Origin of the sequence: Microcoleus sp. B4-C1 (assembly GCF_036705285.1) — a bacterium.
Taxonomy (GTDB): Bacteria; Cyanobacteriota; Cyanobacteriia; order Cyanobacteriales; family Microcoleaceae; genus Microcoleus.
Map to the genome: position 1 here is coordinate 18,413 of NZ_JAUBUC010000051.1, position 12,057 is coordinate 30,469.

The window sequence follows — 12,057 nt, forward strand, 5'->3', positions numbered from 1 at the left end:
GTTAATGTTGGGGAAGCAAAGCCTCTAGATAACCCGAAATAATTAACATTTTTTTACACGGCGCGACTTGATTAAATCGGTTTTTTTTGGTATTCTTATTTTAGTAGGATTTATCCTTAATAATGGGATGGTGGCAAAAATAAAATTTTCGCAACCATCCCATTATGATATATATACTACCGCAACTCCCCAGCAAAGTCAAGGGGGTTGCGGCTATTTTTTTGCGCGAATTTTTAGTCCCAAAAATAACCAGTTTCGACGGTGGTTTGGTGTTTGGCGGAGTCGTATTTGAGGAGGTAGCTGTGGGCGATCGCCTCCAATTCTTGCAGCTTATCATATTCTACTTTTCTAATTTCCGTGTCGGTAGAAAGCAGGATGACTTGGTGGCTGGCCGAGGGGAAATATCGTTCGACTAGGTTGTTTCTGTGGGAGGAGTCGAGGCGGCCCAAGGGAGTGTCGATCGCCACTGGCAATTGTCTCCCGGATACTCGGGCTAATCCCCACAAAAAGGCGATCGCCAGCAATTGTTTTTCCCCCGCTGAAAGTCGGTGTTTGGGTACCGGTTTGCCTTCTGGATCGTAAATGGAGAGGCTAAATGTTTGAGTGTCGATCGCAACTCTGTGCACGAGGTCGGTTTTGTGCAACAGGTAGCGGAAACAGTCGGTAATTTCTATTTCGAGTTTGTTGAGTTTTTTGAGGGTGAGTTTTTCTTTAAAGAGTTTGAGGGTGGCTTGGGCTTTGGCGATCGAAGCAATGACGTGTTGGCTGTTTCTGATGGTGATGTATTCGCTGCTGTAGCTTTCTAGTTCTTTTTGGTTTTTGGCTAATTCTCTCTCTAATTCATCGACTCGGCGGTTGGCTGATTCGCAGGCTGCGGATGCGATAGCGACTGCTTTTTGGGCTTTCCTGACTTCTTCTTCTAGTTTTTCGTAGGCTTCGGGGGAAGCGGCGGCTGCTAGTTGTCTGTCTGTAAAGTCGATTTCTGCTTCGATGTTTTTGATTTCTTCTATTTGGTCGCGCGCTAGAATTTGCTGGGCTTTGATTTGGTAGCTAAGGAGGTTTTCTAGTTGCTGGATGCTGTTGTTGTCGGCGTTCATCCAGGGCGGCGCGTCTGTTCCGGCTTGCTGTTCGAGTTCTTGGTTTTCTTGGCGGATGAAGTCTTGAATTTTATCTAGCTGCTGGGGATTTAACGAGATTTCGGCGATATAGTTTAGAAGGCGATCGCTTCTTTGTTTAATAACATTTTGGGCAATCTTTGCTTGCTGCTGGCTGTCTTCTGTTTCTGCTTGAATTTTTGCTTCACTTAGCAAGGGCGAAATTAGGGCTAGTGGTAGCGTATTTGATGCCAATTCCATCATGGATTGACGGTTTTTTTCTGCCTGATTTCTGTAGTCGTTTAGCTGTCTGTCTAGTTGACTGCGATCGGCGGCAATTTTCCCGCCTTCATAGATAAACTTTTCTGATGCTTGTTGCTGATTTTTTTGAGCTTTATCTAACTCGTTTTTAAAGCTGGCTTGTTCTTGCTTAGCTGAGTCTATTTCATCAGTAATTTTCTTAAAATTTTCTTCGATTTTCTCTAAAGCAGCCAAGTCTTTTTTACCAGCAATTTCTTTCCGCTTGCGACCTGCTAATATTTCTAAATCGACGGCGAGGCGTTCTGCAAGTTCCAAACCTAAAAGAGATTTAATCGCCCCGACGACAAACTCCGGCGGTGTTTCGAGTTCGGCGAGTTCTTTTACTTGTTCGCCGTCAAAGAGAAATAGGTTGGATATTCCGACGGGCAAAAGGGTTTCGATGTATTCGTCCCAGGTGTTAGTAATTGCTTTGTCTGACCACCAATCGCTGACTATTTCGCTGTATATGAGAATGCTTAAGTTATCTTTGATATCGCCTTTTTTCCAGTATCTAACTATTTTGAATTGAGCTAATTTGTCGTCTTGGACTTGTTCAAATGTTAGTTCGACGCGGGTATCTTCTAATGGGGGAGTGTGGCGGTTGACGCATTGATTGAGAAAGTCGCTGTAGCTTAAATTGCCTCTGGTGGAACATTGGGCGCGGCCACCGTAGAGGGCGAGGCGAATGGCGTCCATGAGGGTGGTTTTGCCGCCGCCATTCATGCCGCCAAATAGGATAACTGGGCAGGGATTTCCGTCTTTTTCGGGGCGGAGATTGATGGTTTGGGTGCCGGAATATGGGCCGAAGTTTTTGAGGACGAGTTCGAGGAATTGCATTGTAGATGTAGATGTTGTTGGTTGGTGGGGGCGGTTAGCAGCGGATTTGGTCGCGGATTTAGCGGATGGGTGGTTGGTGGGGCGGCGGTTAGCAGCGGATTTTGTAGCGGATTTAACGGATGGGTGGTTGGTGGGGCGGCGGTTAGCAGCGGATTTGGTCGCGGATTTAGCGGATGGGTGGTTGGTGGGGCGGCGGTTAGTGGCAGATTTTGTAGCGGATTTAGCGGATGGGTGGTTGGTGGGGCGGCGGTTAGTGGCAGATTTGGTGATCTCCCACTAATCATCCGTTACATCCGTTACATCCGTTACATCCGTTACAAAATCCGCTGCTAACCGCCCCCTCCCTTGCTACCAATCAATTACATCGGTTGAATCTTCCTCTTCGTTTTGGGACTGAATGTTGGGAGGTAATGGGAGTTCGTCATCTGTTTCTTCATAGGTTCCTGCACTTCCTCTTGTCCAACCTCTGCCACTTGTTTTCGGCTTCCACAAGTATGGTTGAATGTGTTTCTGCCAACCTTGTACGGATTTTGGTGGGAGGATGCGGTGGTATTCTAATTTACTGCGTCCAAAGTTTATAAATAAACCTACTTGTGCTCCTGTAGCTGCTAAGTAAGCTATTATTTGAGCTTTATCTTTATCGGTCATTGGATAATTCACGGCTTTATCTTCTACTACAATACATTCATTCACCCAATGGTCTAGATAGAGAATTCCCATCCAAACTTGACCGTCATAAATTTGTCGGGGATATTCCATTTCTGTTGTAATACTGGATTTCAGCATTTCTGCATCAAATGCTCTTTGGTAATGTTTTTCTCTTAAACCTTTTTGTGTCCTCCGGTGTACTCTCATTGCACAGCCGATGATGCTGTATGTAAGATCCTGATGGGGAATATTAGGGTCAAGCATGGTCGTAAAAATTGTGTAATTTAAACGATGGTGGTTTGTTAATGCTGCGGTTAGTTGAAAAACCCTTATATGCGATCGCTCGGCGGGGTGGCTGTCAACAAGTTTGGGTTTAACCGCAGGCTAGCGCGTGCTAATCGCTAGGTTTTTCCTCTCCTACATCGGGAGTAGAATATTTAATATCCGCCCAAGATAGCTGTCTGCTTTGATTGCTGTTGCTTTCGAGTTCTTCTTTAAGTTTGGCAATATCAACGGTATCGTTTTTGGCGGAACTGTTGGTTTGGGCGATCGCATCTTTGACTTGTTGAATATTCTCAGTTGGATTTGCCTTAACATCCTCAACGGCTTTTTTTAAATTCCGTTGATAGTGGGCGTTGCCAATTGCTTCTTCCTTCGATCGCGAACTGGTTTCAAAGCATTTGTCCAAATCGGCGTAAATGCCTGTACGGCGGGGCTTCGTGTAGTATTGGCGTTCTGTATCAAGGAGTTTGGCCATCAATTCGAGGTGCATTTTGTCCTCGCTGCAAATCTCTTCGATCGCAGTCCATTCATCGCTACCGAGGAGTTTTCTTTCGGCGGCGGGACGGGAATCTTCAAAAGGTTCGCCCGTGACTTCTTCGTAAATACGGGGCAAAGAGTCGTCAAATTCATGCTTTTCTTCCAGCCAAATTCGGCGGATTTCGCTAAGTTCTTCTGGGGTAATTAAGGTGATATCGCGCATTTCTAGGGGTGCGGTTTTGCGGACGTGGGTTTGTGCTTCCAGGACTCGTCTCAGCCAGTGTTCTCGCCAGAATTTGGTGTAGGGCCCTGGGATGGGTTCGACGGAGGTTGTGTCGTCGCCCATGTTGCGTTCAAACAGTTCTACTCTACCGTAGATGCGGCGGAAGTCTCTTTTTGGGCGATCGTCTTTTATGTCTAATTCGTTGCGAATATCGAGCAGAGGTTGCATCCATTCTTTTTCCTCATCGTTTTGAATCATTGCCTCCATAGATTTGTCTTGGCTTACCATTGTGCAAACCCAGCAACCAAAGCGAGAACTGCCGCAGCTAGGTGTAGACGTATCGACAACTAAAGGACATTCATTGTCTGCTGTTGCGCCTCGATACATGGTAAATAAATCTTTGTTGCTATTTTCCCAAGGATTAGGCCACTGATTCAGATAAATCCAGACTTCATCAGTTCGCCAATCTTCTATCGGACTATAAATTAGGGAATTAGGCAGACTAGGACTCTGATAAAGCAGAGATTTAATGGAACTAGATTTATCATTTAGACGGTCACTCATGCGACCTATTTCATGTTTCTCCATTGAAACAGCGCGTTTAATGCTTTCAGCTTTGCGAGTACCCAATATAAGAATTACTTCTCCATTGATTCTCACCATATCACGAACAAACCGATTAGAAGGAAGGATTTTCAGGCGTTCAGTACACCAGCGAAATCCATGTCTCGGTGCTGGGTAGCCTTTTCCCATCAAGTTGACCCAGAAAGTATCTTTGACATCTGGATAAAGCATATGAGGCTCTATTGGGAGCTGCTGCTTTATAGCCGCAGACTTCATCTGTTTTAATGACTGACGTACCCAAGTAGAAACTATCGGGTTCTCTACCAGTGTATCTGTGGTAATTACATAAATTTTTTTCGTCCTTTTTTCAGGTGGTAATTCTGCTATTGCATACCAGATAAGCTGCACTACCGCAGTGCTGTCTTTCCCACCGGAATATCCTAAAACCCAAGGTAGATCATCTAAACAATATAAATCTCTAATTTCTTGACTTAATTTTTTTATTTCTTCCACTAAGTCCCTAACGGTACGGGGTGGAAAAAGTGGTAGCATTGTTTCTGTCATGTCTTCAACCTCAGTTACTTTATTAAGCTCTAAATACATTCCGCCGATGCCATTCTAGCGATTCAAGTCTTGGTAAATCTTGGTCGGAAGTGGGCAGGAGAATAGTTTCACTATGAAAATCTTTCATACATCTGGCATTGGGGGATTCCTCTTCTAAGTCATTAGCGACGATAATTCTGTAATTATCATCTATAGCAAACCAACCCTGGTCAAAAGCCCAATGATGATTTTTGCACAATGATATCCCATTATTAATTTGATTATCATAAAACTTTGAAAATGGCTTAATATGTGAGCCATCTACAATATTTTGAGTGAGATTTCTGATAACTTTCAATCGACAAAATGCACACTTGTAATCATATGTATGTACTACTGCTTTCCTGAAAAAAGCATTTCTAACAGCAGATTTTGTTAAATAAAATCTCGGTTCTCCGTCAGAAACTTCGGCTGTCGCCGACATTTCTCTTTCTGTGTGACTAACATTTTCAAACTCTTGATTGACCTGCAAAATCTCTCCAATATCGTCTCTATTTGATGAAAACCATTTAGCAATCAGTGTATCTATTAATTCCGCTCTAGAATTTTGGTCTTGGAGTAAATCGAATAATTCATTATCCCAACTACCGTATTCTACAGCTTCTCTTAGCTTGTTAGTTGTTTTAGGCTTTGAACCGTTAAATCCCGATTTCAATGTTTTATGCCAGAATCCATCACCTTCCAAATGCCAAAATGGATAGTACAAACCACGATTGTGAGAGTCAGAACCTAAAATTTCCCAATACTTGTTAAATGTTTTAACCAAGGCGTCCGAAACATAAATTCGATTTTCCCTAATTATTCCTTGAGCAATTAGATCGATGATTGACAATAGTAATATTGGCTTATGATTAGCTTGGCCACGTTGGCGTGTGTTATTTACATTAAGAGCTGCAAAACGTTGGCGATAGTATGCTAAATTCTTATTTTCGGACTCTTCTCCTGTAGTCATTTTCTCCTCCCGCTAGGATTAAATAAAATCCGACCTGAAATTTTACACTCTTGTCAACAAAAAGTTAACCGCAGGCAAAACCATAACCCAGAAACTAGACAATTTAAGCAGTGTCAGCAGACTAAAAAGTAATTTTATAGCCTAGACAGGAGATAATTATATCACTGTCCGCGTGCATCTGCGGTTAAAAAAATCATCTCTCACCCCCCCAGATCAAATATGTCCTACAGCGACTTCAAAACGATCGACCAAGCCGTCTCAACCCTGGATCTAACCGTTGAAGACATTCCCCACTTATTCAGCCAAATTACCCGCCTCGCACCTTCAGAACGCCTCAAAGAAACTCTAGACGAAGCTTTAGACTTAGCCTCAAGTATCAGCACCGAAAAAGCTCGATCGGAATTAATCATCACTCCCATTCTACTCGAAATACGGCGCACTTTCAACAACAAAATTGGCTATTTTTCCGGCAACACATTTAACGTAGAAGAGAGCAAAGGATTAACCGGGGCTTGTGACTTTCTCCTCAGTGCGTCCAGCAATCAATCATTAGTTACAGCCCCAGTCTTGACATTAGTCGAAGCAAAAGACAACGATATTAGAATAGGATTGGGACAGTGTGCCGCTCAGATGGCAGCAGCTCAAATATTTAATGCCCGCAAAGGGCAAGAACAATCTGGGATTTATGGAGCAGTTTCAACGGGTACAAACTGGAAATTCCTAATTTTAGAAAATCAGTTGTTAAAAATTGATTTGACTGAATATTTTATTACTCAGCTAGACCAAATATTGGGTATTCTTGCAGAACCATTCAGACGCTATTTTAATTAGCCTAGTTTTTGGAGGCATTTTGGCGCTGCAATTACAAACCCAGGTGGCACGGGCGTCCCGCCTGTGCTGTATCTGCGGTTTCCAAACCCAACCGATTTTTCAAATATTCAGTCATCCAACTAACACTCGCCCTCGATCGCGAAATTCCCCCTTTCAACACAATCCCATTCTCCCAATCAGGATTAGAAATCGACCAATCAACCTGCTGCAAAAGGCTCAAACGTTCCTCCCAACTCTCAGGAAAAACCGACAGCAAAGCCGCCCCAACTTCCCCCAAACTCTCAAGCACAACACTGTGACAGTGCACGCAATCCCGGCGCATTTCCCCCGCCGCAACTTGCTTGTGCAGAACTAATTGCCAATCTGGAATAAAACTGCAAACCGCATTCCAATAACTAACCGCCAGTTGTATTTTTTGAGCGAGTTCTTCCTCTTTCTGTTCTTTTTTGGTGCGAGAACCAGAGAGTTTTGCCTGTTCGCTGCCGTGAATATTAGACAGCAAAGCCATAATAGCACGATCGATCGCACTCAGCGTAAACAATTTGTGCGATCGCCCGTTCAAACTCCCCCTCTCCATCTCAGTCAAACACCGGAAAACCTCAACCTGCTTAACAACAGCCTTCACCACAAAAGCGCGATCGTCCCGGTGGTTGTAAAGTACACTTAGCGACGCCTCCAAAGGAACTTGAAAATTATTCAAATCAGCAAACATCTGCTGCGATTTTTCCAACCCAATATCGAGAAACAAAATCAGCGCCACCGTCTCATATCCCAACTGCGGATTTTCCCTCAATGCCATCTCAAAAGCCGCCCGCCGATGCTGTCCGTCATTAATAGTAAACTTAGCATCCATCGGCACCCGCAAGCGACCAATTTTTCGTTCTTCGGCCTCATTTCCCACTGCTTCAAAAGTAATATCCGCATCAATCGAAGCAGCAATTGCCCCACAAGTATAATTTGTAGAATTCTTGACAAAATAATCAGCTATTTCGGGAATCCTAGCTTTGTTAAGCGCCCGTTTCGCCCGCATAGACGGCGGCAAATCTTCAGATTCAAAGGGAAACAATTTCGGCAAAAAACGCACCGGACACATCGACACGTAATATTCGCGGCCCGCTTGAATTCCCCGGATGACCGGCAAAATGTATTCAAAGGAAGGAGTAGACATATTTTTTTGTGAAACCGCAGATACACGCCAACTTTCTGCAGATGAATAACTCTTATCTGCGTCTATCTGCGTTCATCTGCGGTTTAAATAAATAAATGCTTGACATCGTGCAATAAATATGGTATTGCGTCTGGGACAGTTCCCCGACAACTCAAGTATTTCACAAAACTTTTTAAAAAACAATAGTTGACATAGAATTTAACCCATGATATTTTTGAAAAAATAGCCTAATTATCTAAAAACCGCCGATGACTACCAACCCAGCGGATGACCTCGCTAGTAAAATTTTAGAAAAAGAAAATAGCGACAGACAGGAAATCGCACTTTTATTAGATAATTATTTAGGAAAGGACGATCGCATTTTCGTACAAAAAACCCAGATGGGAAATAGCGAAGCATACATCGGTTCAGTCACCCTAGAATGGTTAGACTCTCGCGTCCGTTTCGCATCGCAAATGCCGCTTTTCCGCCAAAAATTCGACCTCCAAACCAACAACATCGTCCGCGACGACGAAACCATTGACGAAATTATCCAGCGTCCCTTAGATTGGTCGCGCCAAGCCGCCCTCACTCAATATTTAGCAGCCAGAAAATCGCACAAATTCCCCGCAGTTTTAGTAGTCGTCAGTCCCCCGTGGGTAGATAATCCTCTAGCCGAGGAATGGGATAAAAATGGCGTAGCAACCAAATCGGCGACTGAATTTACATCCTTTGATAAAAACGAGAACTTAGGGCTTTTGAATGTATCTCAAAAAGTCTCAATTTTTGCCTTAGACGGCCAGCATCGGCTGATGGGAGTTCAAGGTTTAATGAGTTTAATTAAAACCGGAATCCTGCAAAGATACAACAAAAATAAAAAACCTGTCGGCGCTGCAATAACTCTGGAAGATTTAGCAGAAGAGTATCAAATCGACCCCGAAACAGTGTATAAATTAGCTCACGAAAAAATCGGGATTGAGTTTATCCCGGCGGCGGTAGCGGGGGAAACGCGACAGCAAGCACAACGGCGCGTGCGATCGATCTTTGTGCACGTTAACCTAATGGCGGTAACGCTAAGTCAGGGTCAGCTAGCATTATTGAACGAGGACAACGGATTTGCGATCGCGGCCCGAAAAATTGCCGTCACCCATCCCTTATTAAAAGAACAAGATGACAGAAACCCCCGCGTCAATTGGGACAGCGCGACAGTCGCAGCAAAATCAACTGTGTTAACTACATTGCAAGCGCTGCAAGATATGTCCGAACGGTATTTAGAATACAAATTCCCCCATTGGAAGCCGGAACGAAAAGGTTTAATTCCCATGCGTCCCGAAGATGAAGAACTGAAAGAGGGAATTGAAGAGTTTAAAAAATTGTTCGATCATTTAGCAACTTTACCCAGCTATCAAAGAATAGAAAGCGGCGAAGAAACGGCTGAATTGCGCCGATTTAGTTTTGAAAAGCCTGGGGGCGAGGGAAATATTTTGTTCCGTCCAGTCGGTCAAGTTGCTTTAGCTAATGCTTTGGGAATTCTAGTATTTAGAAAGAAACTTTCCCTGAAATCTATTTTCGACAAACTCCGCAGGTACGATGTGGATGAAGGATTTAGCCACATGGACAATCCTGAGTCTGCCTGGTACGGGATTTTGTACGATCCGAACAAAAAGCGAGTGCTAGTTTCTGGAAAGGATTTAGCAACGAAGTTAATTGTATATTTGGTGGGGGGAATTCAGGACGATATGGAGCGAGCTCATTTGCGGCAAGCGTTAGCGGAAGCGAGGACTTTTGAGGATAAAGCTATTAGTTTTAACGGCCGATTTGTGCAGCCGCAAGAGGTAGGATTGCCGCCGGTGCTTAGCTAAGTTTTTCTTGGATCAAGTATGATGAAATACAGGATACGGCACTGCCGTATCCCTAGCTTCATTCAAGTGCTGCGATTTCTTGCAACTTCTAACTTGCGGCGAATTGCGGCTTGAACTTTCTCATCAAAATCTGGATCGCCGGGACTTGCAATAATCCTCAGCGGATGCTGATTGATTCTATCTAAATATGCCTGAAAAGCGGCTCGATTTCCACGATGTTTAAGAAAATACTGTTTCAATTCAGTATTCGACATGGCGTTATAGTTAACTTGGCTCATCAGCAAACTCCCCATTGGGTAAAATTTGGAACTCAAGCTCTTCATCGTACCCAGCCAATATGTATACGTTACGAGTGCGATCGTCAACACAAATCAGATGTATAGGCTGAAGCATCGTGTAGTTGAAATACTCACCGGTCTTAAGACGCGGTGATTCTTGACGCTTCATCGGGTTCTGCTAACCGTTGCTAGTCTGACAATCCCTCAGCGCCCGTTTTGAGTCGTGGCGATTCCCCATCCCGACTTTTTGTATCATTCTTGAAGCATTTTGATCTCTATCCTGCTCAATACCACAACTCAAACAAAGCACTGAACGAACAGACAAATCAATCTTGCCCCATTTAAAGCCACAGTCCGCACAAACTTGGCTAGTAGGCTCCCACCTACTAATCACTTGAAACTCTCTCCCAAACTTTTCGGACTTAGCCTCACAGAGAGTTCTAAACTCCCTCCATCCTTGCTGACTAATTGCTCTTGAGAGTTTCCGGTTTTTCACCATACCTGATACGTTCAAATCTTCCAAAATGATCACTTGGTTTTCGTTGACCACTTTGGTTGACAATTTTTGCAGGAAATCTTTACGGGTATCGGCAATGCGGTTGTGCAACTTAGCAATACTGATTCGTGTTACGTTTCTCCTTTTAGAGTCTTTCGGCTGGCGGGCTAATTTACGTTGAAGTTTCCGAATTTTCCGATCTAACTTTTTGTAATTAGGACTTTCAGCACTCTCGCCATTACTCATCACTGCAAAAGTTTTTATTCCCAGATCGATTCCGATACTTGGATTTTTGGCCTCAGAATGAATGGGTTCAATTTCTACCACGAAACTAAGAAAATAACGATTTGCACAATCTTTGATTACTGTGACCGAACTAGGTTCAGATGGTAGCGTTCTTGACCATACTGGATGAACAACACCAATCTTGGCCAAATAAACACCGTTATTTTTTAGGGAAAAACCTCCAATTCTAAATCGTGCCGACTGACTATTAGTTCTTTTTTTGAATTTAGGATAACCCACTCTACGGCCTTTTTTCTTCCCTTTACAAGAGTCGAAAAAGTTCTTGAAAGCTGTCTCTAAATCCGCTACAGATTGCTGTAGGGGGATATTAGAGACTTCGCTTAACCAAGCTCTTTCTTCGGTCTTTTTCGCTTGGGTTATCACGATTTTTTGCAGGTCTGCCGAACTTGGCTTTTTTTCAGACTGTTTGCAGAGAGCTAGACTATCGTTCCAGACTTTTCTGACACACCCAAACAGCCGAGCCAAGCTCTGCTTCTGTTCTGTCGTCGGATAAAATCTGTACTTGAATCTCGCCTTCATGGTTATACTAAATATTGGTCTGTAAATTTGATTATATGTTGGTTTGCAAGTAATGACAACTGTTTATCGTCGTGAGCGCCACTCTGTTACAGAACTTAAAATACACTTGGTCTGCGTAACAAAATATCGTCGGTCTGTGTTTACTGGCGAAGGTCTTGATTTGATTGAAAAATCCTTTCGAGAGGTAGCCCAAAAAATGAACTTTCAAATGCTAGAGTTCAATGGCGAAGGCAACCATGTTCACGCGCTGATTGAGTATCCGCCGAAATTGTCTATTTCTCAAATCGTTAACGCATTAAAAGGCGTTTCTAGTCGTCGGTACGGACAGGCTGGATACGAAAAACCCCACAAAGAAGCATTGTGGAGTCCCAGTTATTTTGCTGTTTCCGTAGGAGGTGCGCCTTTAGAAGTTTTGAAAGAATATATCAGAAACCAAGAAAAGCCGTCCTAGAAGGACGGGGCTTGTATCCATTTTTTTTGTCAGTTGATAACTGATGCGATATAAACTCTCTAGCTGGGCAGCAGTAGGCATTTGTCAATCACTCAACCTAATACTTATTTTAACATATAGCTCAAGGAAAGTTGTATATTTATATTATCAATTTTAGCAATTTTTGTCTATAAAACACTACTACCGC

12 protein-coding genes are annotated in these 12,057 nt (G+C 43.4%); 4 read left to right on the plus strand and 8 right to left on the minus strand.

What is annotated here, in order from left to right; translation table 11 throughout:
* Positions 1 to 233: 233 nt before the first annotated feature.
* On the minus strand, positions 234 to 2,231 hold the full coding sequence (gene dndD, locus QUB26_RS19735) for a DNA sulfur modification protein DndD (protein WP_333319326.1): 1,998 nt from the start codon (positions 2,229 to 2,231) through the stop codon (positions 234 to 236).
* On the opposite strand from dndD, the gene QUB26_RS19740 reads away from it, so the two are divergent.
* On the plus strand, positions 2,206 to 2,511 hold the full coding sequence (locus QUB26_RS19740) for a hypothetical protein (protein ID WP_333319328.1): 306 nt from the start codon (positions 2,206 to 2,208) through the stop codon (positions 2,509 to 2,511). The two genes, dndD and QUB26_RS19740, sit on opposite strands and share 26 nt — an antisense overlap.
* Positions 2,512 to 2,579: 68 nt before the next feature.
* Here the strand turns inward: QUB26_RS19740 and QUB26_RS19745 are convergent, their stop codons facing one another.
* The 3 genes from QUB26_RS19745 to QUB26_RS19755 form a co-directional block, all read right to left on the minus strand.
* Positions 2,580 to 3,143: a GxxExxY protein gene (locus QUB26_RS19745; RefSeq protein WP_333319330.1), complete on the minus strand. Its 564-nt coding sequence runs from the start codon at positions 3,141 to 3,143 to the stop codon at positions 2,580 to 2,582.
* 130 nt (positions 3,144 to 3,273) lie between these two features.
* A complete protein-coding gene (gene dndC, locus QUB26_RS19750; RefSeq protein ID WP_333319332.1) occupies positions 3,274 to 4,989 on the minus strand; it encodes a DNA phosphorothioation system sulfurtransferase DndC in 1,716 nt (571 codons plus the stop codon).
* Between the two features lie 22 nt (positions 4,990 to 5,011).
* Entirely contained in the window at positions 5,012 to 5,980 is a 969-nt protein-coding gene (locus tag QUB26_RS19755; RefSeq protein WP_333027141.1) for an HNH endonuclease, read from the minus strand.
* A gap of 219 nt (positions 5,981 to 6,199) precedes the next feature.
* Here QUB26_RS19755 and QUB26_RS19760 point away from each other — a divergent pair, with 219 nt between their 5' ends.
* Entirely contained in the window at positions 6,200 to 6,811 is a 612-nt protein-coding gene (locus QUB26_RS19760) for a hypothetical protein (protein WP_333319334.1), read from the plus strand.
* A gap of 31 nt (positions 6,812 to 6,842) precedes the next feature.
* On the opposite strand, the gene dndB is transcribed toward QUB26_RS19760, so the two are convergent.
* Entirely contained in the window at positions 6,843 to 7,979 is a 1,137-nt protein-coding gene (dndB, locus tag QUB26_RS19765) for a DNA sulfur modification protein DndB (protein ID WP_333319336.1), read from the minus strand.
* Between the two features lie 248 nt (positions 7,980 to 8,227).
* Between dndB and QUB26_RS19770 the strand changes: the two genes are divergently transcribed.
* Positions 8,228 to 9,820, plus strand: coding sequence for a DGQHR domain-containing protein (locus QUB26_RS19770; RefSeq protein WP_333319338.1), 1,593 nt, complete (start codon positions 8,228 to 8,230; stop codon positions 9,818 to 9,820).
* A 62-nt stretch (positions 9,821 to 9,882) separates the two neighbouring features.
* Here QUB26_RS19770 and QUB26_RS19775 read toward each other — a convergent pair whose 3' ends face one another.
* Genes QUB26_RS19775 through QUB26_RS19780 form a run of 3 tightly spaced genes read right to left on the minus strand, consistent with a single transcriptional unit; the run spans position 9,883 to position 11,419 of the window.
* Positions 9,883 to 10,098 (minus strand): DUF6887 family protein, encoded by a 216-nt coding sequence (locus QUB26_RS19775; RefSeq protein ID WP_333163313.1) that lies wholly within the window; start codon positions 10,096 to 10,098, stop codon positions 9,883 to 9,885.
* Positions 10,085 to 10,267: a DUF6888 family protein gene (locus QUB26_RS32065; RefSeq protein ID WP_445299628.1), complete on the minus strand. Its 183-nt coding sequence runs from the start codon at positions 10,265 to 10,267 to the stop codon at positions 10,085 to 10,087. The genes QUB26_RS19775 and QUB26_RS32065 overlap by 14 nt, the downstream gene beginning before the upstream one ends.
* A 9-nt stretch (positions 10,268 to 10,276) precedes the next feature.
* Positions 10,277 to 11,419: a transposase gene (locus QUB26_RS19780; RefSeq protein WP_333243730.1), complete on the minus strand. Its 1,143-nt coding sequence runs from the start codon at positions 11,417 to 11,419 to the stop codon at positions 10,277 to 10,279.
* 52 nt (positions 11,420 to 11,471) lie between these two features.
* On the opposite strand from QUB26_RS19780, the gene tnpA reads away from it, so the two are divergent.
* A complete protein-coding gene (gene tnpA / locus QUB26_RS19785; protein WP_333243727.1) occupies positions 11,472 to 11,870 on the plus strand; it encodes an IS200/IS605 family transposase in 399 nt (132 codons plus the stop codon).
* Positions 11,871 to 12,057: the final 187 nt, after the last annotated feature.

What these genes read in the sequence shown, in the direction of transcription:
- dndD (WP_333319326.1), bottom strand. Translation starts at nt 2,231, where the DNA reads ATGCAATTCCTCGAACTCGTCCTCAAAAACTTCGGCCCATATTCCGGC.
- QUB26_RS19745 (WP_333319330.1), bottom strand. Translation starts at nt 3,143, where the DNA reads ATGCTTGACCCTAATATTCCCCATCAGGATCTTACATACAGCATCATC.
- dndC (WP_333319332.1), bottom strand. Translation starts at nt 4,989, where the DNA reads ATGACAGAAACAATGCTACCACTTTTTCCACCCCGTACCGTTAGGGAC.
- QUB26_RS19755 (WP_333027141.1), bottom strand. Translation starts at nt 5,980, where the DNA reads ATGACTACAGGAGAAGAGTCCGAAAATAAGAATTTAGCATACTATCGC.
- QUB26_RS19760 (WP_333319334.1), top strand. Translation starts at nt 6,200, where the DNA reads ATGTCCTACAGCGACTTCAAAACGATCGACCAAGCCGTCTCAACCCTG.
- dndB (WP_333319336.1), bottom strand. Translation starts at nt 7,979, where the DNA reads ATGTCTACTCCTTCCTTTGAATACATTTTGCCGGTCATCCGGGGAATT.
- QUB26_RS19770 (WP_333319338.1), top strand. Translation starts at nt 8,228, where the DNA reads ATGACTACCAACCCAGCGGATGACCTCGCTAGTAAAATTTTAGAAAAA.
- QUB26_RS19775 (WP_333163313.1), bottom strand. Translation starts at nt 10,098, where the DNA reads ATGAGCCAAGTTAACTATAACGCCATGTCGAATACTGAATTGAAACAG.
- QUB26_RS32065 (WP_445299628.1), bottom strand. Translation starts at nt 10,267, where the DNA reads ATGAAGCGTCAAGAATCACCGCGTCTTAAGACCGGTGAGTATTTCAAC.
- QUB26_RS19780 (WP_333243730.1), bottom strand. Translation starts at nt 11,419, where the DNA reads ATGAAGGCGAGATTCAAGTACAGATTTTATCCGACGACAGAACAGAAG.
- tnpA (WP_333243727.1), top strand. Translation starts at nt 11,472, where the DNA reads ATGACAACTGTTTATCGTCGTGAGCGCCACTCTGTTACAGAACTTAAA.